23 protein-coding genes and 1 other annotated feature (1 of these 24 only partly in view) are annotated in these 26,588 nt (G+C 38.0%); of the genes, 16 read left to right on the top strand and 7 right to left on the bottom strand.

Going from position 1 to position 26,588, the window contains the following annotated elements; genetic code table 11:
• The first annotated feature begins 221 nt into the window (after positions 1–221).
• The 6 genes from ACEN4I_RS08705 (at position 222) to ACEN4I_RS08680 (ending at position 5,122) form a co-directional block, all read left to right on the top strand.
• Positions 222–926 carry a Crp/Fnr family transcriptional regulator gene (locus ACEN4I_RS08705; RefSeq protein ID WP_407127715.1) on the top strand — a complete coding sequence of 235 codons (705 nt, stop codon included), beginning with the start codon at positions 222–224 and terminating at the stop codon, positions 924–926.
• Positions 927–1,082: 156 nt separating this feature from the next.
• Positions 1,083–1,436: a hypothetical protein gene (locus ACEN4I_RS08700; protein WP_407103091.1), complete on the top strand. Its 354-nt coding sequence runs from the start codon at positions 1,083–1,085 to the stop codon at positions 1,434–1,436.
• On the top strand, positions 1,436–2,278 hold the full coding sequence (gene lgt, locus ACEN4I_RS08695) for a prolipoprotein diacylglyceryl transferase (RefSeq protein ID WP_407103090.1): 843 nt from the start codon (positions 1,436–1,438) through the stop codon (positions 2,276–2,278). The genes ACEN4I_RS08700 and lgt overlap by 1 nt, the downstream gene beginning before the upstream one ends.
• 135 nt (positions 2,279–2,413) lie before the next feature.
• A complete protein-coding gene (locus ACEN4I_RS08690; protein WP_407103089.1) occupies positions 2,414–2,647 on the top strand; it encodes a heavy-metal-associated domain-containing protein in 234 nt (77 codons plus the stop codon).
• 41 nt (positions 2,648–2,688) lie between these two features.
• Positions 2,689–2,922 (top strand): hexameric tyrosine-coordinated heme protein, encoded by a 234-nt coding sequence (locus ACEN4I_RS08685; protein WP_407103088.1) that lies wholly within the window; start codon positions 2,689–2,691, stop codon positions 2,920–2,922.
• A gap of 295 nt (positions 2,923–3,217) precedes the next feature.
• Positions 3,218–5,122, top strand: a complete 1,905-nt coding sequence (locus tag ACEN4I_RS08680; protein ID WP_407103087.1) for a heavy metal translocating P-type ATPase — start codon at positions 3,218–3,220, stop codon at positions 5,120–5,122.
• A gap of 225 nt (positions 5,123–5,347) precedes the next feature.
• On the opposite strand, the gene ACEN4I_RS08675 is transcribed toward ACEN4I_RS08680, so the two are convergent.
• Positions 5,348–6,271 carry a 1-phosphofructokinase family hexose kinase gene (locus ACEN4I_RS08675; protein WP_407103086.1) on the bottom strand — a complete coding sequence of 308 codons (924 nt, stop codon included), beginning with the start codon at positions 6,269–6,271 and terminating at the stop codon, positions 5,348–5,350.
• Between the two features lie 210 nt (positions 6,272–6,481).
• Between ACEN4I_RS08675 and ACEN4I_RS08670 the strand changes: the two genes are divergently transcribed.
• Positions 6,482–7,792, top strand: a complete 1,311-nt coding sequence (locus tag ACEN4I_RS08670; RefSeq protein ID WP_407103085.1) for an NCS2 family permease — start codon at positions 6,482–6,484, stop codon at positions 7,790–7,792.
• Between the two features lie 161 nt (positions 7,793–7,953).
• Here the strand turns inward: ACEN4I_RS08670 and phnE (ACEN4I_RS08665) are convergent, their stop codons facing one another.
• The 4 genes from phnE (ACEN4I_RS08665) to ACEN4I_RS08650 all read right to left on the bottom strand — a co-directional run bounded on the left by phnE (ACEN4I_RS08665) (position 7,954) and on the right by ACEN4I_RS08650 (position 11,567).
• Positions 7,954–8,769, bottom strand: a complete 816-nt coding sequence (phnE, locus tag ACEN4I_RS08665; protein ID WP_407103084.1) for a phosphonate ABC transporter, permease protein PhnE — start codon at positions 8,767–8,769, stop codon at positions 7,954–7,956.
• A gap of 17 nt (positions 8,770–8,786) precedes the next feature.
• Positions 8,787–9,614, bottom strand: a complete 828-nt coding sequence (gene phnE, locus ACEN4I_RS08660) for a phosphonate ABC transporter, permease protein PhnE (RefSeq protein ID WP_407103083.1) — start codon at positions 9,612–9,614, stop codon at positions 8,787–8,789.
• 12 nt (positions 9,615–9,626) lie between these two features.
• Positions 9,627–10,403, bottom strand: a complete 777-nt coding sequence (phnC, locus tag ACEN4I_RS08655) for a phosphonate ABC transporter ATP-binding protein (RefSeq protein ID WP_407103082.1) — start codon at positions 10,401–10,403, stop codon at positions 9,627–9,629.
• Positions 10,404–10,499: 96 nt separating this feature from the next.
• A complete protein-coding gene (locus ACEN4I_RS08650; RefSeq protein WP_407096315.1) occupies positions 10,500–11,567 on the bottom strand; it encodes a phosphate/phosphite/phosphonate ABC transporter substrate-binding protein in 1,068 nt (355 codons plus the stop codon).
• Positions 11,568–11,865: 298 nt separating this feature from the next.
• Between ACEN4I_RS08650 and ACEN4I_RS08645 the strand changes: the two genes are divergently transcribed.
• Entirely contained in the window at positions 11,866–12,615 is a 750-nt protein-coding gene (locus ACEN4I_RS08645) for an HAD family hydrolase (RefSeq protein ID WP_407103081.1), read from the top strand.
• Positions 12,616–13,442: 827 nt separating this feature from the next.
• Here the strand turns inward: ACEN4I_RS08645 and ACEN4I_RS08640 are convergent.
• Both ACEN4I_RS08640 and ACEN4I_RS08635 read right to left on the bottom strand, forming a co-directional pair.
• Positions 13,443–14,945, bottom strand: a complete 1,503-nt coding sequence (locus ACEN4I_RS08640) for a PTS transporter subunit EIIC (RefSeq protein ID WP_407103080.1) — start codon at positions 14,943–14,945, stop codon at positions 13,443–13,445.
• Between the two features lie 11 nt (positions 14,946–14,956).
• A complete protein-coding gene (locus ACEN4I_RS08635; protein WP_407103079.1) occupies positions 14,957–15,649 on the bottom strand; it encodes an N-acetylmannosamine-6-phosphate 2-epimerase in 693 nt (230 codons plus the stop codon).
• A 194-nt stretch (positions 15,650–15,843) separates the two neighbouring features.
• Here ACEN4I_RS08635 and ACEN4I_RS08630 point away from each other — a divergent pair, with 194 nt between their 5' ends.
• The 8 genes from ACEN4I_RS08630 to ACEN4I_RS08595 all read left to right on the top strand — a co-directional run bounded on the left by ACEN4I_RS08630 (position 15,844) and on the right by ACEN4I_RS08595 (position 26,164).
• The gene (locus tag ACEN4I_RS08630; RefSeq protein WP_407103078.1) at positions 15,844–16,662 is read left to right on the top strand and encodes a MurR/RpiR family transcriptional regulator; all 819 of its coding nucleotides are present in this window, start codon (positions 15,844–15,846) and stop codon (positions 16,660–16,662) included.
• 328 nt (positions 16,663–16,990) lie between these two features.
• A complete protein-coding gene (locus ACEN4I_RS08625; protein ID WP_407103010.1) occupies positions 16,991–17,782 on the top strand; it encodes a MurR/RpiR family transcriptional regulator in 792 nt (263 codons plus the stop codon).
• A 99-nt stretch (positions 17,783–17,881) separates the two neighbouring features.
• Positions 17,882–19,342, top strand: a complete 1,461-nt coding sequence (locus ACEN4I_RS08620) for a glycoside hydrolase family 1 protein (RefSeq protein WP_407103011.1) — start codon at positions 17,882–17,884, stop codon at positions 19,340–19,342.
• A gap of 13 nt (positions 19,343–19,355) precedes the next feature.
• The gene (locus ACEN4I_RS08615; protein WP_407103012.1) at positions 19,356–20,807 is read left to right on the top strand and encodes a M81 family metallopeptidase; all 1,452 of its coding nucleotides are present in this window, start codon (positions 19,356–19,358) and stop codon (positions 20,805–20,807) included.
• Positions 20,808–20,837: 30 nt separating this feature from the next.
• Positions 20,838–22,208 carry a M24 family metallopeptidase gene (locus ACEN4I_RS08610; RefSeq protein ID WP_407103037.1) on the top strand — a complete coding sequence of 457 codons (1,371 nt, stop codon included), beginning with the start codon at positions 20,838–20,840 and terminating at the stop codon, positions 22,206–22,208.
• Between the two features lie 150 nt (positions 22,209–22,358).
• Complete coding sequence (locus ACEN4I_RS08605; protein WP_407103013.1) at positions 22,359–23,792, top strand: PTS transporter subunit EIIC; 1,434 nt, start codon at positions 22,359–22,361, stop codon at positions 23,790–23,792.
• 653 nt (positions 23,793–24,445) lie between these two features.
• Positions 24,446–25,621, top strand: a complete 1,176-nt coding sequence (locus tag ACEN4I_RS08600) for an acyltransferase (RefSeq protein ID WP_407103014.1) — start codon at positions 24,446–24,448, stop codon at positions 25,619–25,621.
• A 210-nt stretch (positions 25,622–25,831) separates the two neighbouring features.
• Positions 25,832–26,164, top strand: coding sequence for a hypothetical protein (locus ACEN4I_RS08595; protein WP_407103015.1), 333 nt, complete (start codon positions 25,832–25,834; stop codon positions 26,162–26,164).
• Between the two features lie 260 nt (positions 26,165–26,424).
• Positions 26,425–26,588, top strand: a binding site (T-box leader) (it continues 105 nt past the right edge of the window).

Raw genomic sequence — 26,588 nt, 5'->3', positions numbered from 1 at the left:
TATCTCCAGATAGTTACTATTTAAAACAAAAGCATGTTATATAAAATTGAACCGCCGTATACCGAACGGTACGTACGGTGGTGTGAGAGGACGGTAAATAAATTAATTATTTACCTCCTACTCGATTATTTTTCTTGATGGGCGTCAATTTTTTTGTGGTGAGAGAACTATATACTAAATGTAGTAAATAAAAAATAAAACAGATAAAGGGGAAAAATGTATTGGCTAAACATACCCATCATGAAATAGGCGACCACACAGCATGTATCCGCTTGGTTCCAATATTCAATCATTTAGAAGATAGCGCGATGGATCGCATTGCGGAAAAGGCCCACACGAACCACTATCAAAAAGGGGAATTCCTATTTAGAGCGCAAGAAAGAGAGGATACTTTGTATATTGTAAATCGTGGAAAAGTTCGTATCTATCGGTTGGCTGACTCTGGCAAAGAACAGCTGGTACGTATCTTGAATCCCGGTGATTTTACTGGAGAATGGACTTTATTCAACCCACATGCAGTGCACGAGGAATATGCCGAAGCGACCCGGGATACCGTTGTCTGTATGATTCAGCAAAAGGATGTCCAGGATTTTCTGGAACAGTACCCCGTTATTTCTCTAAAACTGCTGGCTGAAATGTCCAAGCGGTTAGAAAATTCCGAACGCCAAACCACACAAGTGGCGGTAGAGCATGTAACGACCCGTTTGGTTTTATTTTTAGCAGAAAATGTGGAACTTGAAATGGGCAACTCTCCAACCATCACTCTTCCGATGGCGAAAAAGGATATTGCTTCCTATTTAGGAACTACACCTGAGACTATCAGCCGTAAATTTACGGAACTAGAAGATGAGGGATTGATTCAACAGCTGCCTGGTAAAAAGATCAAGATCCATGATTTAGATGATTTATTGCTTTACAGCGAATAGATGAGGGCTTATGTATAAGGAAGGCTTTTGAAAGAAGTTCTGTCTTTCCTCATTATAAAAGCGGGACAGAACTCAGTGCCTGTGCTTCCGCTTTATCGGCTTTTGCTTTTTTGGAAAAACGACCTTCATTCATTGGATAAATAAGGAGGGGTTAGTGTGCAACATTTTTTGGTGATGCTTGTTATCACGTTGTCAGCAGCAGGCGCATTTTTGTTCAGCGGGAACACAATTGATGGAATCGAGGCATCCAGCTATGTTGAGACCGATAGAGAAGCTGTGGAAAGGGAGCAAAACGATCAGTACACAGACAACAGCCATTTGGAAAAAAAGGAGGAGCCTGTAGAAAGAGGCAGTATAGTTGGAAAAGGGAAAGTGATGTATTACGAAGCGCGTAACAAAAGAGATAGAAGTATCATCACTGATTGGCTTCCACGAAGCTTGACCGGAACCTTATTCATCGCCATCATGCTTGGGTTCACGCAAAAAATAGACGAAATGGAGCAAATATAATGGGATTTGTATTAGGCGTTTTGAACCCCCATGCGGTGGAATTGGGTTCATTTGTGATCCACTGGTATGGAGTGATCATTGCGACCGCCATGTTAGTGGCTGTCCACTTGAGTACCCATGAAGCGAAGAAGAAAGGGCTTGAAGAGGACATCATCATTGACCTGGCTTTATGGGCAATACCGATTGGATTTATCGGTGCGCGGCTTTATTATGTATTGTTTGAACTGGATTATTATCTGCAGAATCTAGGGGAAATCGTTGCGATTTGGAATGGCGGCATTGCGATTTATGGCGGTTTGATTGCTGGAGGACTGGCGCTAGTGGGATATGCGAAGAAAAAAGATCTTTCTTTGGCACTCATTTTGGATATTTTAGCCCCTAATGTATTATTAGCTCAATCCATCGGGCGTTGGGGCAACTTTATGAATCAAGAAGCACATGGGGGACCAGTGACTCGTCAGTTCTTAGAAGATCTCTATTTGCCCAAATTTATCATCGAACAAATGCGCATTAATGGCATCTACTACCACCCGACCTTTTTGTATGAGTCATTATGGAGCTTGTTGGGATTTGTCTTGATTATTGCATTGCGGAACCGGAAACAACTGTTGCGCCGAGGAGAAGTTGCCCTGAGTTACGTGCTGTGGTATTCAGTGGGCAGGTTCTTCATCGAAGGTATGAGAACGGATAGTTTATGGATTGGGGATTGGATTCGCGTTTCGCAAGCTTTATCTCTTGCCTTGTTCATTGGAGCGATCATTGTCTGGGTTGTGCGCAGACAAAGTTATCCGCCGATTCCTTATTACGCTGATGGAAAGAAAGCTGTGAAACCAGCACATTAAATAGAAAAGCAAAAAGAAAGGCAAAACTTGATGGGTGTCAAGTTCCATTTGTCAAAAGTGGGCTATACTACAGTTGTAAAGAGGTAAAGGCATGATATTGCCGATAAAATAAAACACACAAAGGAGAAATGAATCATGGAAAAAGCTGTATTGCAATTAGAAGCGTTGTCTTGTCCAAGTTGTATGCAAAAAATCGAGGCTGCCGTAAAATCGGTCAATGGAGTAGATAAAAACAGCATTAAAGTGTTGTTCAACTCCAGCAAAGTCAAAACGGATTTTGATGCAGCCGTCACATCGATTGAAGGTATTCAACAAGCCATCGAAAATGTAGGTTATCCGGTGCTGAAGACAAAAGTCAAAGCCGGCTAACCCAAATTTACTGCATAGAAAGAAAAATAGGAGGCAATTAAATGAATCAAGAATCGTGGTTACCAACGTTGCTGACAGATACACCAGAAGAAGGTTATAACTTAGCGGTTAAATTGGCACGTAAAGCGGTTGGGATGACCCAGCCAGATGCAGAAGTACGTAAAGCATTGCGTCCCGTCTATGCAAATAATGCGGACAGTCTGACCTTTGCTTCTCAGGTTGTAGCCATTAATTTTCAAACTGTCGCTGCAGCTAACGATTACTGGAAAAATTAGATACTGAATTGCTACCGAAGTATGGGCAATCCTGGAAAAAGAGCCATTTTCCGGGATTGCTTTTTTGGTGCTATCAGCTTTGAGCGGATCAGAAAATCTTTCTTTCCCAAACATGATAGCTATCAAGTTTTATCTGCTGAAAAGCCTCTATAGTAATCAGTGAAAGAGGAGAAAGCATTCAAATTGAAAAATGAAATCATTTTTCAAAACTTGACGGCAGTCAATTTATTGCTGAAGCACTTATCTTATACTAAAGACATCAAGAACAACACTAATAAATGTGGAGGGAAAAATCATGCAACAATATATATTAAGCAAGAAAAACAGCATTACCGTCATCAGTGGATTGCTAATCGCATTAGGGTTCTTCAGTCACTTTGTTTTAGGAAATGTCGCTCTTTCTGAGTGGTCTTTGATCATCGCATCTATCTTCGGGATTGCACCTATTGCTATTCAAGCGGTTCAAGCGATGAAAGTGAAAGTCATCAGTATTGATGTGTTGGTCAGTATCGCAGCGATTGGAGCACTCTTCATTCAAAACTATGAAGAATCTGCTATTGTCACGTTCTTGTTCTTATTCGGACACTACTTGGAGCAACGGACATTGAATCAAACACGTTCTGCTATCAAAGAATTGACTGAAATGGCACCCGAAAGCGCCTTGAAACAAATGGACAATGGTGAATTTGAAGAAGTCGAAGTAGACGATGTCGATGAGGGAGATATTCTACTCGTTAAAACCGGCGCTAAAGTACCAGTCGATGGTACCGTGATTTCAGGCGATGGCCATATCAATGAAGCTAGTATTACCGGGGAATCAGTACCCGTCAACAAAACAACTGCTGCAGAGGTTTTTGCGGGAACTATTTTAGAGAATGGTACACTTCAAATTCGAGCAGATCGTGTTGGGGAAGACACCACATTTGGGAAAATCATTGAACTTGTGGAAGAAGCGCAAGATTCTAAGTCTGAAGCCGAACGCTTTATTGACCGCTTTTCCAAATATTATACACCAGCCGTTTTAGTTTTAGCGTTTATTGTTTGGTTGGTCAGTCAAAATGCTGAATTAGCTATCACGATCTTAGTTCTCGGCTGCCCAGGGGCTTTGGTTATCGGGGTTCCTGTTTCAAATGTTGCCGGTATCGGAAATGGTGCTCGTAATGGGGTCCTTTTAAAAGGCAGCGAAGTCATCCATGATTTCAGCAAAGTGGATGCGATTGTATTTGACAAGACAGGTACGTTAACTGTTGGAAACCCAACCGTTGCAGCGACAGAAATGTATGAAACAGATTCAGCAGCAACGCTTGGCTATTTGGCAAGTGTGGAGCGCGAATCCGATCATCCCTTAGCAAAAGCTGTCTTACAGCAGATTGGCGAAACAAACTTTTCTCCTGTTGAAGAAACAGAAGTCGTGAAAGGCGGCGGGATCGTTGCGAGTGTAGCTGGACATAGAGTGGCTGTTGGGAATGTAGCCTTGATGGAAAAAGAAAAAGTCACGCTCAGCAAAAAAGCTCAAAAAGATTTCAAACGGTTTGAACAACAAGGAAATTCTCTTGTTTTGACAGCGGTCGACGGCGAATTGAAAGTACTGATGGGAATTCGCGACCAAGTCCGTCCGGGAGTAAAAGCTAATTTGCAAGAATTGAAGGATTTAGGTGTTAAAAACCTGGTCGTTCTTTCAGGAGACAATCAAGGAACCGTCGATGTCGTAGCGAGTGAACTGGGATTGACCGAAGCACACGGACATATGCTGCCGGAAGACAAATCTGCTTACATCGGAAAACTTCAACAACAAGGTCAAATCGTGGCCTTTGTCGGAGATGGCGTCAACGATAGTCCGTCCTTAGCTCTAGCCGACATTGGTATCGCAATGGGCAGTGGAACAGACGTAGCGATTGAAACATCCGATGTGGTTTTAATGAACTCGGACTTCAGCCATTTGCCACATGCATTAGGCTTAGTAAAAGCTACCGCAAGCAATATGAAACAAAATATCGTGATTGCAGTCGGAGTAGTATTAGTCTTATTGGCTAGCGTTTTCTTTAGTGAGTGGATGAATATGTCCATCGGAATGCTGGTTCATGAAGGTAGCATCTTAGTGGTTATCTTCAATGCGATGAGATTGATGAAATACAAGTTGAAAGGTCGAAAAGAACAAAAAGAAGTGTCAGCACCAGCAGAGACAGTAAAAGTATCTTAAGAGTAAACTAGAAGAGAGCGGGACAAAAGCCGTTTTGACCACTGAATATAAGCCGGCCATCCAATATGAGATGTTTTTCCTCATAATGGGTGGCCGGCTTATAGGCATGTGGTCAGACTTTTGGAGCACGTTTAAAAACACCCGCTTATTATTAAAGTACTATTGTCCCAGCCTCTCTTTCCTACGTTTAGTCAAATGAACGTTTCTACACAGCAATTGTTTCTTTTAATCCAACTTCTTAACAGTAACTTCCTTTTGTAATTTGCGGGCATCTTTAATGTTGAAGGTTGTACTGTCATTGTATTGGACCTGGTTGGCTGCACAAGCGCTGGCTAGGGATAAGCATTCTGTCAACGGTTTGCTGAGTGAAAGACTGGCTAAAAACGTACCGACAAAGCAATCACCGGCGCCTGTGTCGTTGACCAGTTCCACAGTAGGAACGCTGACTTGATGCACTTCGCCTGCATGGCTGCAGACGCTGCCGTCTTTTCCTAGGGAAACAATGACGTAATCGACTTTTTTAGACAGCTCTTTGATGTGGTCTAAAAAGTTGTCGCCAGAAGGGATCAACTCTTCTATTTCAAATCGATTCGGTTTGATAAAATCGACCCCTATTTCAACGGCTTTCTTTAAAGCTTCTCCTGATAGATCACAAGCAATAAAACACCCGATTTTCTTTAATCGCTTCACTAAATCTTCCAGATCGCGCAGTTCAAATCCGGGAGGCAATGAGCCGGCTATCAATACCATGTCTTCCTCTTGGACCTTTTTCTCTATTTGTTCATAGAGCAGTTCGATATCATAATCCGTGATGTTAAAGCCTTTTTCCGTAATCAAGATGCTGCCGCCAATACCTTCTTCTAAAATGACGTAGCTTTCTCTTGTCGGTTTGCCGTATACTTCCACAAAATCATAAATGATGCCTTTATCCGAAAGAATCTTTTCTAATTTGCTGGCATTAATAGTTCCCGAAAAGCCGAGCGCTTGGTTCTTAACACCTAACTGATTCATGGCATAAGAACCGTGATGGCCTTTGCCGCCAATATCATAAGCCACTTTGCGAAGACGATTATTTTTTCCTTTGGTGAGAGTTCCTTCAAGAAATAGCAGCCGATCGATGGTAGGATTTAAAGTAATGGTATAAATCATGTGGACAACCCCTTTCATTTCGTTGGTTCTGTCATTATTGTAGCACTTATGCAACTGCTATACAGTTATTTGTCTTCGGAGACAAGAATAGTATCGTCTCAAATTAAAGGAACGCACTTTTTTATTTACTTGCTAAGCTGTTTATTATATGATTAAACTCGTTGATTTAGGGAAAAAGCTGTTAACAGCTTAGAATATTGGAGGATCAGTATGAAGAATAAAATTACTTCCTATTTTGAACTTGAGGAATTACATACAACAGTAAGGCGAGAGATATTAGCTGGATTCACGACGTTTATTTCAATGGCGTATATATTATTTGTGAACCCGACCGTCTTGGGAGCGTCTGGTATGAATGAAGGAGCCGTTTTTACCGCAACGGCTTTAGCCAGTGCTTTGGGATGTGTCTTAATGGGAGTGTTGGCACGTTATCCGATTGCAACAGCACCTGCATTAGGGATCAACGCCTTCTTTTCTTATTCCGTTTGTATCGGAATGGGCGTTCCGTGGGAAACCGCTCTAGCCGGTGTGTTCGTTGCTTCTTTGATTTTTATGGTCATCACGATTTTTAAATTGCGGGAATTGATTATTGAAGCGATCCCTGCTGATTTAAAATACGCCATCTCTGGTGGGATTGGTTTGTTTATCGCCTTTATCGGATTAAGCGAGGGCGGCCTTGTTGTCGCAAATGAATCCACTCTTGTTGGATTAGGATCGCTTCAGGTGGGTTCTACGTGGTTAACGGTTTTTGGATTGGTCGTGACGGCTATTTTAATGATCAAACGTGTACCGGGCGGCATTTTTATCGGGATGGCAGCTACAACCCTTTTAGGTTTAGCAACCGATCTCATCCAAGCTCCTGACCGCCTGGTTTCAGCTGCACCGAGCATCTCTTCAACTTTCTTAGTAGCTTTGAAACACGTTGGCGATATCAACTCCATCCAATTATGGGTAGTTGTCTTGACGTTCTTGTTGGTGACTTTCTTTGATACCGCGGGGACACTTGTAGGTTTAGCCAATCAGGCCGGCTTTATGAAAGACAACAAGATGCCGCGTGTTGGAAAAGCGTTGGCTGCTGACTCAACGGCTATGTTGGCGGGATCCCTTTTTGGAACTTCTCCAGTCGGTGCTTACGTAGAATCTTCTGCCGGAATCGCTGTAGGCGGCCGCTCTGGTTTGACAGCAGTGACAACTGGCGTGTTCTTTATCTTTAGTCTGTTCTTTTCTCCGTTATTATCGGTGGTCACACCACAAGTGACAGCACCTGCTTTAATCGTTGTCGGTGTTTTAATGGTCCACTCTCTAAGTCAAATCGAATGGAGTAAATTAGAAATCGCTATTCCTTCATTTTTGATTCTGATTGGAATGCCGTTAACGTACAGTATTGCAGACGGAATCGCTCTTGGTTGTATCTTTTACCCGATCACCATGATCGCGGCAAAACGTGGAAGAGAAGTCTCGCCGATTATGTACGGTTTATTCTTTGTATTCATTGGATTTATGTGGATTTTGAACGTGTAACAACTGAATAAGAGAAACATTAACTTAAATGGATAGAAAATCCAGCAGGAAATATAGGAAGCTAAACTTCCAGTATTTCCTGCTGGATTTTTTTCTAGAATTTGAGGTGTCGCAAAAAGACCGGAAATTTTTTTACCGCCTCTTTTCGTATAGACATATTATTATCTTTCGCCGCTTATCAACTGGGCTCTTAGTTTATTGGAGAACACTTCAACCACTAAGATCAATATGACCAGTCCAATCAATATTGAACCTACTTCATTCCAGCGATAAGAATTCATTGCGAAAATCAGCGGTGCCCCAATACCTCCAGCGCCGACTAAGCCTAATATGGTAGCATCTCTTAAATTCATGTCAAAACGATAAATAGTTGTGGATAAGAAATTTGAGAACAACTGGGGTAAAATACCGTAACGAATCTTTTCATACGTGCTGCAACCCATAGAAGTCATTGCTTCAAGTACCCCACGATCCAAGTTCTCAATGATATCTACATACAATCTAGAAATCATACCGATGGAAGTGATGGACATTGTCAATACCCCGGCATAGGCACCAGGCCCTGTTACACGGATGAACATAAGGCCGTACACCAATGAAGGAATGGTACGGATAAAGATGACGACTAGTCTGGTGATGTACGATACGGGACCGCCTACGACACTTGGAGCCATCAAAAAAGAAATTGGGATCGCAAGCAGTGATCCGAAAATCGTTCCCAGAAAGGCTATCGCAATAGTTTGGAACAATAAGAAGGAGACACCTCCAGTAGTGAAATTAAATAAAAATTCCAAATCCGGAGTTAGGATCCCTTTGATGATATTCATAGCCAATCCGGTTCCTTTTTCGTCAAGGCCTGTAACCTCAACACCTACAAATGACCAGACAACAAGAGCTGATACGACGGCTGCAATAGTGGATAAGTACAGCTTACGATTCGGTGCTTCTTTCAATTGGTTTTTAACAGCTAATTCCATTGAATCTCTTCCTTTCACTATGATAATTTCCGTCTAAAGTATTCACTGACGCGCTCGATAATAAAAACGACGATCATTAAAACTACTAAGACCATTCCTACACTAGGGTAGTCTCTCCAACCTAGACGCTCGTTTAATACCAAACCGATCCCGCCTGCACCTACATATCCCAAAATAGCAGCATAGCGTACGTTTCCTTCAAAAGCATACAACGATACAGACAAATAAGTCGGCATTACATCCGGAACGATGGCATAACGGAAAGCTGCTACTTTGGATAATCCCATAGACTCATGTGCTTCAAAAGCTCCCATGTCGGCACTTTCGATGTGTTCATACATCAGTTTACCGATATAAGACAAGGTAAACAAAAAAATCGCAATAGTTCCGGCCATAGTTCCTAATCCAAATAAAAAGGTGGCGATTAGAGCAACGACAAGGGTGGGCAAGGTTCTCAGTACGCTTAGAACAGCTTTGAAAAAGCCGTTGATCCATTTATTATGAATGATATTTCCAGAGGACAACACGGCTAACGGAACCGCCAATACTGCTCCAGCAATAGATCCCAATAAAGACATTTGAATCGTATCAAGTAAAGGACCCCATATATTTGAAATGAAGGAGAAATTAGGAGGGAACATGTCGACGATGATGACGAATAATTGATATCCTCGTGTGAAGAGCAAGGAGAGATCAGCACCCGTAACTTGGAAAGAAACCGCAATCGCAATTGCTGTCAGTAACAGAATAAGCGGTACCTTGGAAGCCCGTTGCTTGACTGTTTTTCCATTTTGCAGTGTATAGGTTTTTGGTTTGACTAGTTTATCGTATACTGTTTCGTTCAATTCGTATCCTCCTTATACTGCTGCTTCAAAAGTATTTATGTGCGGCACTTTAGCGACGTTTCCGTAAATATCGTTCAGCACTTTTTGAGTGACATTTTTGGATTGTCCATCATAGACTATTTCACCTTTACGGATACCAATCACTCGATCTGCATATTCCAATGCCAGTTCGACATGGTGGATATTGATCAGAATAGACATTTTCATCTCTTGATTGATGCGCTTAAAATCATCCATGACTACTTTAGCTGTGACTGGATCCAAAGAAGCAACCGGCTCATCCGCTAAAATAATCGAAGGATTTTGGGCTAAAGTTCGTGCTAACGCCACACGTTGCTGTTGCCCGCCTGACAATTGATCAACTCTGTTGTAGGCTTTATCTAAAATACCTACTTTGTCCAAAGCTTCAAGTGCTGCAATTTTTTTATCTTCGGGAAATAATCCAAAAAACTTTCTCCACAGAGGCAATTCGGGAACTGAAGATACCAAAACATTATTGATTACACTGGTACGTGTCACCAAGTTGAACGATTGGAAAATCATTCCGATTTTACGGCGGAAGCTTCTGATTTGTTGGCCTTTCAAGTTGCTTACATTGACATCATTGACATTCAATGTCCCGGAGTTGATTTCGTGCATTCGATTGATGCAGCGGATCAAGGTAGATTTTCCTGCTCCGGACAAACCGATAATAGCTACAAATTCACCTTGGTCGATCTTTAAGTTGATGTCTTTTAGTGCGGCAACACCGTTGGGATAAGTTTTATTTACATTAATAAATTCAATCATAGTAGATAGTCCTTCCTAAGATATACTAAAACATTAAACCAAGAGAAGACTCCCAGCTTAATGTTTTAAATGGGGTATTAAATTATGCCGTATAGATTATTGAGCTTGCTCTAACAGCACTTCTTGTGCTTTACGTTCATTATCGTAGTCTGAACTTTGAGCTTTTTTATACCCTTCGTGAGAATAGATTGAAATGATTTCTTTGCCTTCATCTGTTTCAGAGATATTGATAAATGCCTCTTGTAAAGCGGTCTTTAAATCATCCGTCATAATATCGGAGTTCTTAGAAACACTGATCGTATCGTTGTAGATACCAGGTGTAACACCAATGACATTTGTTGCATCCCAAATTGTTTCATCTCGGTCGAAACTGTTTTGCCAGTCTTCTTCATAGTCACGACGAGCATCTGCGAATACCACTGAAATGTCAGCTTGTTCTTGTGCTAAACGAGCCATTGAAGTTCCGTAAGAATCTGCTTCAGAGATATGCTCTAAGTCAGAAAGTGATTTGCCGTAGTTGTCTTGCAACCAGATTGTTGGATAGATGTACCCTGCTGAAGAAGTAGAACCCATAACGCTCCAAGTAGCTGAGTTCAAGTCTTCCCAAGTCAGCTCTTCGCCGTTATTTATTTTTTCTGCCAGTTCTTGTCCCTTTTCAGAAGGTCCGGCAACCAAGATTGAACGGTAGTAAGTTACTTGTTCATCGGTTGGTTCAGTCGGTTTGTTTGCATTCCATTCAGCTGGATCTTCTGAATCGTTGCTTAAACCGGCACGAGTTGAGGTCAAAATAACTTCTGCTCCATCATCGTACAATACATAGGTACCGCCTGGTAAGAATCCAACGTCAACAGATCCTGCAGACATTGCTTCTCCTACAGCTTCATAGTCAGTCCCAACATCGATTGTAACTTCGCCGATGTCGTAACCTAAATCAGCCATTTCTTCAATCAGTATATCTTTCAAAGGTTCTGTAGCTGTGACGATTTCTTCCGGATCACGTGAGGGTACGAATTGAATGGACAATTCGTCAATCGCTTGATTGCCTTCATTAGTTGCGCTTGAATTCGTATCTTCTGAAGATGCAGTCCCGCTGTTTCCGCATGCTGCTAATACTAAAGTTGATGCAAAAGCCAGCCCTAGACCTTTTAACCATTTTTTTGACACATTTTCTCCTCCTAGTACTTTTATGTATGAGATTTTTAATACTTATGTATTGTAACGATAATGCATAAGGTGGTTCTATCAAGTTAAAGTAAAGTTACTGTAAAAAAACAATGTAAATAGTAAAGAAACAGTTAAGCAGAGCGGTTTTCTAGCAACGTTAAAGGGGGAATAACCGTTCTTTTTCTCTATCACAAAGCCTTAATCTGCTGAATCTTGATTTGCTTTATGAAGGATGTTCCATATAATGTTATAGGTAGTCAATTAGATATTACGGCAATTAAATACGAGGCGGGATTAAGTGATTAAGGCAGTTGGGTTAGATTTAGACGATACATTGTATGACAGAAATCAAGTATATGAGAAAACTTTTCAGGTGATGGAACAAAGCGTTCTTACAACAGGGATTTCCTTTCGAAACTTTAATGACATCTTTCAGCAAGAGTCGCAGATAGAATTTCAAAAATTTACTCAGGGAATAAAAGGGGAAGTAAAGTTTAAAATTGATCGGGTTTTATCGACTTACGAAAGACTAGGTTATCCTCTCAACTATGAACAAGCACTCCAATTCAATGAGTTGTATCTTCACCATAAAAAACAAATAGAACTGAGGCCAGGGATGGCAAAGCTGATAAACTATCTCCACTCGGTCAATGTGGAATTATTTGTTTTAACAAATGGCGCTCAGGAAACGCAAACCAGTAAGTTGCATTATTTAGGTATTGATAAGCTGATACCGGCTGAAAATACGTTTATTTCAGGGGCGATGGAAGTGGCCAAACCAGATAAGGAAATTTTTGGTTTAGTCGAGGATTCTCTTGGTCTAGCCGGAAATGAAATCCTGTATATTGGGGATCACTATGAGAATGACATCATTGGGTGCCAGCAGAATAGTTGGACGGCGGTGTATTATAACGTGAATGATGAAACTGTAGAGGATGAGAATTTGGTTCAGTTTTCTACGGATCAACAGGTTTATGAGTATATTAAAAAGATGAGTATGGATTTGAACATCAAGGGAAAAACAGTCTTGATGAAGAATTGGGTTTGAACATCAAGGGAAAACCGCCCTTGATGAAGAATTGGGTTTGAACATCAAGGGAAAACCGCCCTTGATGAAGAATTGGGTTTGAACATCAAGGGAAAACCGCCCTTGATGAAAAATTGAGTTTGAACATCAAGGGAAAACCGCCCTTGATGAAAAATTGGGTTTGAACATCAAGGTAAAAACAGCCTTGATGAAGAATTGAGTTTGAACATCAAGGTAAAAACAGCCTTGATGAAGAATTGGGTTTGAACATCAAGGTAAAAACAGCCTTGATGAAGAATTGGGTTTGAACATCAAGGTAAAAACAGCCTTGATGAAAAATTGAGTTTGAACATCAAGGTAAAAACAGCCTTGATGAAGAATTGGGTTTGAACATCAAGGGAAAACCGCCCTTGATGAAAAATTGAGTTTGAACATCAAGGGAAAACCGCCCTTGATGAAGAATCGCATTTAAACATCAAGGTAAAAACAGCCTTGATGAAGAATTGGGTTTGAACATCAAGGTAAAAACAGCCTTGATGAAGAATTGGGTTTGAACATCAAGGTAAAAACAGCCTTGATGAAGAATTGGGTTTGAACATCAAGGGAAAACCGCCCTTGATGAAAAATTGGGTTTGAACATCAAGGTAAAAACAGCCTTGATGAAGAATTGAGTTTGAACATCAAGGTAAAAACAGCCTTGATCAATCAGCGTTAAACCGCAACCAGCGTTATAATGGACTTTACGTGTGTTGGCTAAATTTCTTTCTTATTCCATCAAAAAACGAAAAACCGTGTTCTGCTCAACCTCTGAGCAGAACACGGTTTTATTTGTATCAGAAAGAAAAGAATTAGTCATCTGTCCCCATGATCTGATTGATCTCTTGACTCAATAGATTGGCTTTACCGCCGAAAACAGCTTGAACTCCGCCGTCTACTTCGAAGACAGAAGCGGCACCTAATTGTTTGATGCGGTCTTTGTCGACTATTTTATTGTCTTTTACGGAAACGCGTAAGCGAGTTGCACAAGCAGTAACGTATTCAATATTTTCTTCGTTACCTAATGCTTCAATAATCACCAATGCTTCGTCTGTTAAAGAAGATTTTCCGCGTTCAACAGGTTCAGCAGCGTCGTCATCTGTTACTTCCATACCCGGGATAGCTACTACGAATTTCGTGATGAAGAATCGGAATACCGCATAGTACACAAGCGCCCATGCGATCCCCATAGGAATGACCAACATCCAGTTCGTTGAATCATTTCCTTGTAAGACACCGAATAGTAAGTAGTCAATAAAGCCACCGGAGAATGAATTTCCGATACGGATATTTAAAATATCGGCTACGAAGAAAGATACTCCGTCTAAAAAGGCATGAATGGCATACAACCAGGGTGCAGCGAATAAGAATGAATATTCAATCGGTTCTGTGATACCGGTTAAGAAAGAAGTGAAAGCATTACTGATGTAAAGCCCAGCATTTTTCTTGCGGTTCTTTTTAGGAAGAGAGTGCAACATCGCAAGTGATGCGGCTGGTAAACCAAACATCATGGTTGCAAAACGACCTGAGAAGAAGCGAGTTCCATAAGTGAATAATCCTGTGTGATTTGGATCAGCCAATTGACCAAAGAAGATATTTTGTGCTCCAGAGATAGTTTCTCCATTAACAACTTCAGTACCACCTAATTCTGTATACCAGAACAATGGATAAATCGTGTGGTGTAGTCCAACAGCTCCTGTTAAACGAAGTAAGAATCCATAAAGGAATGAGCCAAAGCTTCCCATTTGCGCAATAGACTCACCGGCTGAAACCAATAAGTTTTGGATTGGCGGCCATACGATAAAGAACATACCACCGATAACAATAGCAGCAAGTGAAGCGACAATCGGAATGAATCGGGAGCCTCCAAAGAAGCCTAAAAATTGCGGTAATTGGATCTTGCGGTATTTACTGTGTAAAGCAACAACGGTCAAACCGATCACGATAGCCCCAAGGACTCCAGTATCCACAATCGTGCCTTCTGGAAGGAACAAAGTTGCAAGAACGCTTAAGGTACCGGTATAAACGACGTACGATACGGCTCCGGCAAGACCAGCAGTTCCTTTATCCCCATTGGCTAAACCAACCGAGATACCGATTGCAAAAATCAACGGCAAGTTGGCAAATACGGCGCTACCTGCAGAGTTCATTACTTGTAAAATCGTTTGCAACCAAGCTGCTCCTAAAAACGGAAAAGCGGATACAGTTGCAGGGTTGGTTAATGCGCCACCAAGCCCAAGCAGCAAACCAGCTGCTGGCAAGATAGAGATAGGCAGCATCAAGGCTTGGCCTAATTTAGATAATTTCTTAAACATGTTATTCCCTCCTAGTTTTCTAGTGCCTGAATAAATCCGGCGGCAATTTGTTTGGGTCTAGTGATAGCTCCGCCAACTACGATTCCGCTAACGCCTAAATCATGAATTGTTTTAGCTTGTTGTGGAGTGTGGATTTTTCCTTCAGCGATCGTTGGGATACCAACGTCAACTAATTTTTGAATCAATTCGATGTCTGGTCCATCTACTTTAGGACTGTAAGAAGTGTATCCTGATAAAGTAGTTCCGATAAAATCGATCCCAGCCTCATGAGCATTGACGCCTTCTTCAAATGTACTGATGTCGGCCATAAATAATTGCTCTGGGTATTTGGCTTTGATTTGTTCGATAAATTCATTGATGCTCAAGCCGTCATGTCGTTTTCTTGAAGTACAGTCTAAAGCGATAACTTCAACGCCTGTCTCTGCTAATTCATCTACTTCTTTCATAGTAGCGGTAATAAAGGGTTCTTCAGGTAGGTAATCGCGTTTGATAATACCAATAACCGGTAGATCGACTTTTTCTTTGATTTGGATGATATCCCGAACAGAGTTAGCTCGGATCCCAACGGCTCCAGCTTCTTTTGCTGCTTGGGCCAATAGCGGCATCACGCCACCTTCTTCGGTATAAAGCGGCTCATCAGGCAAGGCTTGGCAAGAGACGATTATTCCTCCTTTGACTTGGTTTAAAAATGTTTCTTTATCCATTTTATAGACGCCCTTTCTTTTTCGGATTTTTTCTTCAAAATCATAATATCACTATTTTAATGATTTTGTAAACCTTTTACAATTATTATTTAATTTATTTGTGTCTATTTGGAGAAAAGTGGAGTGAAGAGGATAAATGAGAAGAAGTATTGTATAATGGGGATACAATGTCGAGCGGAATGAGAGGAAAGAATATGAGTTATATAAAAAAAATTCAAGATTGTTACCCAGAGTTGACGAAATCCGAACGGAAAATGGCCGATTACATCTTAACGAATCGCAGTGAGGTCTCTAACAAAACAATGAATGACATCACAGCAGAGATCAGTGTTGGGGATGCGACCGTGATTCGCTTTTGCAAAAAAATCGGGTACAGCGGATTTAGTGATTTAAAAATAGAGATAGCCAAAGAAGATTTTTCTAAGCGATATGAATACCAATCGGAAGAAATGTATTACGATAAAATCTTCCAAGATTCGATAACCGTACTAAATGAAACGTATCAGCTGATCGACTCCAATGATCTGAAGCAGACGATCCAATACATTGCACAAGCTGAAAACATCAGTATATTTGGTGTAGGTTCCAGCGGGCAAATCGGAGTGAGTTTTGAAAAGATGCTGCTGCGTGTAGGGCTTCGAGGAAAAGCTTATCATGACGCCCATTTTCAATCACAAGTCGCTTCGATTATGTCAGACAATGACGTGGTAGTAGCCATGTCGTTATCCGGCAGAACCAAAGACATTATCGATTCTGTTCGTTTAGCGAAGAAAAATGGAGCCAAAATCATTGTGCTGAGCAACACGACAATATCTCCTTTGTCCAAATTAGCCGATGTGCTGCTGCAAACACCAGTAAATGAATTCATCAATGGAGAATCCATCGAAGGAAAAATCGCTCAGTTGTCGATCTGCGAAACGATCGTGAGGGGTTATGAGCTGGAACATAAGAAAGATGTCCTGGAAATCAGAGAGAAGATCACGCGGTCGATTATAGGTAAGCAGGTGGAATAACGCAATAGAAGTAAAGGAAGATAAAAATTGTTTACACTGTAGCTTATCATAAGGAAAAAATAATCGTTATCAACATGTATGAAACTATCGAACGAAATGACATAGTTAAAATTGTGTTATTTGAAGAAAAACCAGAGAAACCAATTATTTTACTGGAACGAAGTCAGGCTTTTTTTGTAAAAAAATAAAATCTTTTATAAACTAAAACTAGTGTTTATTGAGGTTGTTCGTATAGGAAGTTACTTGTTAATCCTAGTCAGAGTTCAAGAGGTTTAATTCCTAATATATTTGAAAATGTTATCTATTGTTTTACAGGAGGTGCACAGAAATGAACATTAATAATTTAGGATTATTAAATATGTTTAGTACCATCATAAATGGAGATGAGCATGATAGTGATTACGCTATTACAAATTATATCCTAAATAATATTGACAACTTGAGCGCTATTTCAATTAATGAAGTTGTAGAGGAAGCATTTGTTTCAAGGTCATCTGTAAGAAGGTTTTGTAATAGATTAGGGTACAATAATTTTAGTGAATTAAAAAATTCTTTGACTGATATCATATTTCCTTCAAATATTCATTTGCGTGAGTTCGAAGATATTAAAAGCTATAGAAAAGAATTGATAGAAGGATTATCTAATATGATTAGAGATGTAAACCGAATGGTTACAGATAACATTATCGAATATTTAGTAGAGACAATAAACAAATACGAAGATATTTTATTAATTAGTGCTAACAATACCAGTAGCAACCTTGTGAAATTTCAGCAAGAACTCTTTTACGCAAAAAAAGTAGTTAGGCTTATAAATAATAACTTTGACAGTAAGTTTTTGAAAAAGGTTTCTAGGCAATCAAGTTTGATATTTGTTGTATCTGTTTCAGGGGTATTTGCAAATGCAATTAACGACTCAATAAGCGAAATGCCTGGCAAAAAGATATTAATTTCAGCAAGCCGTGATGAAAAGCTTATAGAGTCATATGATCAAGTGATTTATATTAGCAAAAATGATGTTCGAGAGGATAATTATGGCTTATTAGGAAAATACGGGATGACCTATTTTTTTGATTTGATATCAGAAGAATATATTTATAAATACAAAGATAATATTTAATATAGTGAAATAGCAGTAGTTCAAATTTTGAACTACTGCTATTTTTTATATTCGTTATACTAATTTATGAAAGCGATTAACAATAAGGAGGAATCATTAATGCGTAATTATTCAGATGTTTTTAGTGATAAAGATTTTCTTTGGGGATCGGGGACTGCATCATACCAATGTGAGGGTGCTTGGGATGAAGATGGTAAAGGTGAGGGAGAATGGGATTACTTTAATCATCATAGCGTTTTAAACATTCACAATGAAGACGGAGATGAAGCGAGCGACTTTTATCATCGTTACAAAGAAGATATTGATATGATGGCTGAAGGGGCACAAAACACTTATCGTTTTTCAATTTCTTGGGCACGTATCTTACCGAATGGTACAGGAGAAGTGAATCAAAACGGTGTAGATTACTACAATAATGTAATTGATTATTGTTTGCAGAAAGGAGTGGAGCCTAACGCAACTCTTTTCCATTATGACTTGCCCTTAACTCTTGCGTCACAAGGTGGATGGCTAAATAATAAAGTTACGGATTATTTTAATGAATATGCAAAAATTTGTTTTAAAGCATTTGGAGATAGAGTGAAAATTTGGTCAACTATAAATGAACCTCGTTATTATAGCTATTGTTCAAATATGGTAGGGAATTATCCGCCAAATCGTTATGCTGATATTCAGTCGTACTTTCAATATCAATATAACTTGATGTTAGCTAGCGCAAAAGCAGTAAATTCATTTAGAGAAATGGAAATCGATGGGATTATTGGTATTGTACACGATAATGGAAGTGTCGAGCTTGATCCTGAAACTGAAAACAAAGAAGAAATTTTTGAACTTGCTGACTTTTTTTATAACCGTATGATATTAGTTCCAGCTTTGGAAGGAAAGCTTCCTGATAATCTTGAAGAAATGAAGAAAAAGTTTAATTTCATGATTTATCATCATGAAAACGATAAAGAAATTTTTAGTAAAGGTAAAGGAGATTATTTAGGACTGAATTTATACAACAGACAATATGTGAAACACTGGGAAAAAGGAGAAACTGAAATTTTCCATAATAATAAGGGAACAAAAAGTAAAAGCTTAGAAGGTATTCGCCTAAACAACTTATTTGAAAGTTCTTTTGACAAAAAAGTAAGAAGGAATAAATGGGGAAGAGAAGTTAATCCTAGGGTTATGTATACAGCTTTAATGGAAATAAAAGAAAGATATGATGATCCATTAATATTGATTTCTGAAAATGGACATGGAATTTATGAAACTCCTGATACAAATGGTTATGTAGAAGATGATGAAAGAATAGAAATATTTAATGAATTTCTGGAATATATGTTAAAAGCTAAAGATGAAGGTGTAAATGTAAAAGGTTATTATCACTGGTCAACAATGGATTTATATAGTTGGATCAATGGCTATGAGAAGAGATATGGATTGGTAAGGGTAGATTTTGACAATGATTTAAAGCGTACACCTAAAAAGAGTTACTACTGGTACAAAGACTTTATTAATAACTACAATAAAAATTTACTTGAGCGAGAAACATCTAAACAAGTAAAGATATAGGAAGGTTATAATTATGAAAGTTTTAATGGGACACTATACTTTAGAGAGTAACGAACATGTGAATGGCTTAACCGAACTAGATAGCTTTAATCTTAAATTTGGAGAAAATCTTATTACTGCAATGCATGTAGGAGATATCTTCAGGAAGAGTAATATTGAAGTTGTTCCGGCAATATTTGCTGATGCACATTCAGCTAAAGTCGCTAGTAAAGAAGCCTATAAATATATTCATGACAAAATGATTCGAGCTGTTAGAGAAAATTTACACGATTTAGATGGTATTTTTCTATTTCTCCATGGAGCGAGTAAAGTAGAAGATTTACCTGAAGGTTCTGGCGAAAGACAATTACTAAAAGATATTCGAAAAATTACAGGTCCATATTTACCAATCTGTGTAGTGATGGATCCCCATGGAAATTTAACAGAAGAATATGTATCAATGATGACAATTGGACGCTGTTACCGAGAGTCACCTCATACAGACATGGTAGAAACGTACAGAGTTGTAGCTAAAATGATGGTGAATTTGCTTCATAAAAAGAAGATATTAGTTTCTCAATATCGAAAGCTTCCTTTTGTGTTAGGCGGGGAAAGAAGCGTCTCAACTGATGAACCGATGGTATCTATTAATAGAAAATTAAATGAGATAGAACAAGATAATAGAATTCTAAGTGCTTCTTTCCATGTAGGTTATTTAAGACATGATAATTATGCTGCTGGATCCGGATTGGTTGTGGTACCTTCTGATATGAAATATAAGGACTATGCACAAGAAGTACTAGATGAATTATATGGATTTTGTGTAGACAAATATAATGAATTTCATTACCACGGGAATGCACTAGAAGTAGAAGATGCTATTAAAAAATCTATTCATAGTGAATTTAAACATGTAGTAGTAACTGATTCTGGAGATAACGTGACTTCAGGTGCAATGGGGAATAACACTTTTCTACTAAATAAGTATTTGTCTTTAAAGAACTATAACAACAAGAAATTATTATTCTCTGCAATTACTGATAATAAGTTATTCAATTTGATAAAACAAAATAGCCATAAAGACTATTTTGACATTGAATTAGGAACAGACACCGATGAGTTATCAAAAAAAATCAAGCTAACTGTTAAGGTAACAAATAGTGGAACTCTGCAACAAATATTTGGCGATACTGACAGTTATGGGGAGACACTTACATTATCAGTTAAAGAAAAACCAGTTGATATTGTACTACTAGATCAATCCATAAGTTTTGCTGAAATGCATCAATTCAACGCTGCAAATATAGATTTGGATGAGTATGGTGTTGTTGTAGTGAAGCAAGGGTATATCTTCCCAGAATTAAATAAGTACTGCGATTATTCTATTATGGCTTTAACCGATGGTCCTACAAATCAAAAAACTGAAAATATTATTTTTAAACAAATCATGCGTCCGATGCTGCCTTTTGATGAATTAGATAGATGAAGTCTTTATTATAAATAAGGGGTGATTAACATTACTGTACGTTTTAAAAAAACACAACCACCAGCTGCTGATAACTCTGGAGTAATGATCTCATTAACAGATGAAACCATAGAAAAAAGACGTAATAATTTGTTGCATTTAATGCAAGAAAAAGGCATTACATCGCTGGTTATCTATGCTGATAAGGAACATGGAAGTAATTTTGAATATCTGGTGGGGTTTATTCCACGGTTTGAAGAAGCGATATTAGTACTGAATATTGATAAGACAAGTACTTTGATTCTGGGTAATGAAAATTATAATAAGGCTCAATATTCACGAATCAAATCGATGAGTAAGAAAAGTTCTTTATTCTCTTTGCCAAATCAACCGATGGGAAGTATTGAAACGTCAGAGGACATTTTTGCTGAAACAAATATTGATGCATCAGGGTTAGTAGGCCTGGTTGGTTGGAAACTGATTCCTGGGATGAAAGTACAATTTGATATTCCCGAATTTATTGTTCAGGCCTTAACCTCTGTCATTAACAGGGAGAAATTGGTAAATGCAACAGATTTATTTATCAGTCCCAAATATGGTGCACGTATTACCAATAATGCTAATGAAATAGCTCATTATGAGTATGGAGCTTCCTTAGCTTCAGATGCTGTTTTAGAGGCAATGGATGTTCTTGAGATTAATAAAAGCGAATTAGAAATAGGTGAAACATTAACGAAACATGGCCAGTACAATACTGTAGTAACTATCGCTGCGTTTGGACAACGTTTTGTTGATGGCAATCTTTACCCTACTCATAATCGTTTACAAAAGGGAAATAAGGTTGCTTTGACAACAGGATATCGTGGAGGATTATCAAGTAGATCTGGATACGCTGTAGAAAATATATCAGAACTTGAAGAGGTAGATAAAAACTATTTTGATGAAGTTGTAGTGCCTTACTTTGAGGCATACCATTATTGGTTAACAAATATCAAAATTGGAGAAAATGCTGGAGAGTTTTATAAAAAATTCGAAGAGTATTACCCACAGGCAAAATATGGTTGGGAACTTTGTCCTGGTCATTTAACAGCAGAAGAAGAATGGATGTCTTCACTCTTTTATAAAGACTCAGATGCTACAGTTCAATCAGGTATGATTTTTCAAGTTGACTTCATACCATCTCAACCAAACCATAATGGTGTATCTGCTGAGAGTACACTAGCGCTAGCAGATAAGAAGCTACGTAATGAAATAAAAGAACAATATCCAGATTTATGGGAAGTAATTGAAAAGCGAAGAAAATATATGCGTGATGAATTAAATATTCATTTACCTGACGAGGTTCTTCCTTTAGCGAATACACTAGGTTATTATAGACCATTTTTCTTAGATAAAAAATATTCTTTATATATAGACGAATAATATTATATAGAAATGATTAAGATAAATTTCCTCTCGAGAGGAAGTTTATCTTAATTAAAAATTGTAATCGATTTCAAATATTTGTATAAGACAACATAACTTGCTATCTGCGTCTAAGCAAAAAAATAAAGTTTTAGGAGGGAAATACAAATGAAATACTCAAAAATGTCAGAAAAAATCTTAGAGAATATTGGTGGACTTGATAATATTAAACAAGTTGGACATTGTGCAACTAGGCTAAGGATTAATATTAAAGATGAAAATAAGATAAATAAAGAAGCTTTGACAGATTTGGAAGGTTCTCTTGGGTATGTATTTAAAAATGGACAAATTCAAATGATTATTGGAGCAAATGTAAATGAAGCATACAATGATTTTTTAGAAGTATCAGGATATGATGATGATAAAAATCCACGAAAAACAGAAGCCGTAGAAGATGCTCAAGATCAAAAAAAGAATTTTAAGTACTATGTTGATTTAGTAGGAGGCTTTTTTGCAGAACTCTTTATGCCGATTGTACCAGCTTTAATTACCGGCGGAGTAATTTTAGCCACTAATAACCTTCTAATCAATTATTTTAATGTATCTCCAGAAAGTGGAACAGCTCAAATTATTTTAGCTATTTTCAGTGCAGCTTTCTCTATGTTGCCTATATACTTGGGTTATACTACTGCAAGAAAACTAAAACTTTCTCCAATTTTGGGTGCCTTTTTAGGAGCAATATTAGTAAGTCCATCTATCAGTGCTGTAGAGGGATTAGATTTTTTAGGTATTCCAGTTACGACGGTAGATTACGGTGGAAGTGTTCTTCCTGTTATTCTTGGAGTACTGTTTATGTACTACGTAGATAAAGTTTTAGACAAATTTATACCGGAATTTATTAAGTATTTCCTCAAACCATTCTTAACAATGCTAATTGTTGTTCCGTTTACGTTGATTCTATTTGGACCAATTGGAACTATTTTAAGTCAATATGTAGGTAATGGTATTACGTGGCTGATGAGTAATGCTGGATTTATTGCACTGCCAATACTATCTGCTCTATATCCTTATATGGTTATGCTAGGTTTAGATAAGGCAATTATGCCAATAGGATTCCAAGCAGTTGAAACACTAGGATATGATCCTGTGGTTGTAGTAATAGGCTTTATTTCGAACTTGTGTATTGGTGCTTCTGCTTTAGCTGTAAGTAGGTTCGTCAAAGAAAACAAAGAAAAAAGCGGAGCTTATTTTTCATTTGGATTAACAGGAGTATTTGGGATTACTGAACCAGCATTTTATGGAGCCTTAATCGGTCGTCCTAAAGCATTAATAGGAACTGCGATAGGCGCAATCAGTGGTGGTATATTTGCTGCTATTTTCTCCTTAAAGAGTTTTGTAATGGGAGGCGCACCAGGACTATTTACATTATTATTCTTCCTAAACCCTGATGGATCTACGAGTAATATGGTTATAGCTATTTTAACAGGCGCAATAGCTATAGCAGTTTCATTTTTTGCGACTACTTTTATTTTGAGATATGATAAAAAACAAAATAAAGTACATTCTTTGTCAAATAAAACTAGCGTTGATAGAGGGCAATAATCTAAAAAAGCTTGCTTGGATTCACTTGGAAGAAGACTTACGAAATAAAAATTTCATATAAATTTTTAGGAGATTAATTGAGTGAACACCTTAATGCTTTTTAATTACTTTAATGATAGGCATTTATAAAGAAATGCTAAACTAGCCCCCAAACTTCCGAAGAAAGGATGTTTGGAGGCTTTTTCTTTCTGCTTATTCTAGTTACGATTATGTATTATGATTATTCTGTACACATACAAGATCTGATAATAACAATTGAGGGATATAATCTATGTATGGTACAGAGATTAAGAATAGATAATACGAGTAAAGACAAGTGCTAGTTTAGTACTAAAAGATGGAATCTAAAACCATGTTATCAGTTGTTTATTAGGATTTTGTTGAGATATAATGATTGCGCCAAAGGCGTTTGATGATTCATTAGATAAAGAACATGTAGATAAGGAAGTGAGAAAGGAATTTTTAGTTTAGAGGAGTTGTAAAGTTATTTTTAAATAGAATACTTTTGTCAGATTAGTTAATACATTGTCAAATGATTTTTGCTAGATTCAGGTTAGATGTGCATACGTTTTTCCTGCAATGTAGCCATTGAGAGAATTCCTTTTTGTATATCAAAAAAAGATGTAAACTTTTTTTACTGAGGAGAGGAAGACATGCTGGATAAAAATAGAGCTACAGAAGACCATGCTGTATCTGCGAAGAAAACCTCCGCAAAACAATCCAACTTCGAATTGTTGAGAATCATCTCTATGGTGCTCATCGTAGCACATCACTTTTCCTATCATGGTGTTTTAAAGACTTCTTATGAAACTGGATTTGGCCGGCAGACACTTACGATATTTTTATCAGAAGTGATTGAATCAGGCGGGAAAATTGGAGTGACACTTTTTGTGATGATCACCGGATATTTTATGATTCACTCAAAAATCAAGCTTAAAAAGCTGGTTTTGCTCATTTTACAAGTATCCTTTTATTCTATGGGCATCTTATTGTTATTTCAGTTGCTGGGTTTTCCTATTGGGTTAGTAGATACACTAAGAAACGTATTCCCCATTTTGTATGGTCAATATTGGTTCATGACTACTTACATCTTTTTATATTTGTTTACTCCGTTTTTGAATAAGCTGCTATTGAGTCTAAAAAAAATAGACTACCTCAAATTACTCTTCTTAATGATTTTTCTCTGGATTTTGATTCCAACTTTTACGAAAGGCTCCATGGGAGACCACGATATTACACGATTTTTACTATTCTATAGTATTGGTGCATATATTAAACTTTATCCTGACTCCTTTTTAAAACGCAAAATAGGCATCCAGTTAACGGTCGTTTCTTGTTGGTTGATGATCGTATCAATTGCTGTATTCAATCTAATTGGGGAAAAAATGAATCTGGATATTTTGATAAGAAACGCCACTTTTTTAACGAAAGACAGCAGTGTGTTTATTTTAGGAGCTGCAGTGGGGTTGTTTATTTGGTTCAAGAACATTTCAATAGGCTCGATAAAGTGGATCAATACTGTTTCAGGAGCGACTCTTGGCGTGTATTTGTTTCACGATAATGAGTTTATCAGACCGGTTTTATGGCAGTCATTTTTCCATACCGAGGAGCATCTAATAGATTCACCTTTCTTTTTCGTCTTTTATGCAGTGTTGGTAACGCTGATTGTTTATCTAGTTTCCACACTCATAGAACTCGTTCGGCAAGTTCTGTTCCACAAAATAGGACAACTACTTTCTCATTATGACTTTAGCCAATTGAATAAAAGTAGAAGATGGTTAGATCTCAATAAGTCAGTGAAAAGTAAGGTAAAAAATATAGTTGAATAGATAATGAAATTAAGTGCCAAATTTTAATCGTGCTATAAGGGAGATTTTAAAAAGTGATTGGTAATTTTTCTATAAGTATTTTATTGATTTATCACATGATATAAACATGTAGGGCTGTATTATTTACGTTTTTCTTAACAACATTAGGCTATAATACAACTAATTAATCTAAGCAGACACATACTGCAATAATCTTGAGAGGAGTCTTTTATGGTTGAATTATTTGATTATGGTTGGCTTAATGTAGGGAGTTTAGTTCTTGGCTTGATTGCCTGGTTGATTCCGATTGTTAGCATAATGCAACACAAAAAAGGAAAAAATAAATTTTCGCTTATCCTGTCGTTGTTGAGCGTGGGGGCTTGTGCTATTGCCTTATGGTTTCAAATTTCCTATAACAATTACTTAGTCCAAATTCAAGATTGGACTGCGCTGATGGATACGACTAGTACCTTAAACTGGGTATCAGCAGTACTTCTTATTGTAACTGTTGTCTTAAATAGTATTAGTGCGATGATGACCTACAAATATCCAGTTTCTGAGTAGGAGTGCGGACAGATTTAGTCTTTCTTCATGAATTTAATATCGTTGAGACACAAAACAGCAAAATCCCTATAAAGGTTTTGCTGTTTTTATCATTTCTAAGGTGTCTCAAGATGAAATAGCCTGTTCTTTTTCTAATTGCATGATTTATTTTTATCCAGATTATTACTTAATGAAAACATAAAAATACAAAAAATGAATATTGACAGCAGCCTATTTGACTGTTATATTAGATAACATTAATAAACATTAAATGAAGATTAAATAACACTGTGAAAAGAAGAGTACATTTCAAGGAAGCTGACAAGAGAGCCTCGGTTGGTGAAAAGAGGCAGCGGAATGGAAATGGAAGATGGTCTTGGAGTGGAACGGTCGAGAGTTGCAAAACTTTAGACAGTTACGGGTGCACCCGTTACAGTGCCACAGT

The sequence above is a fragment of the Desemzia sp. FAM 23990 genome, assembly GCF_045528485.1.
Classification (GTDB): domain Bacteria; phylum Bacillota; class Bacilli; order Lactobacillales; family Carnobacteriaceae; genus Desemzia.
Note: the sequence above shows the minus strand (reverse complement) of the source record. Positions and strands in the feature narration are given on the sequence as shown.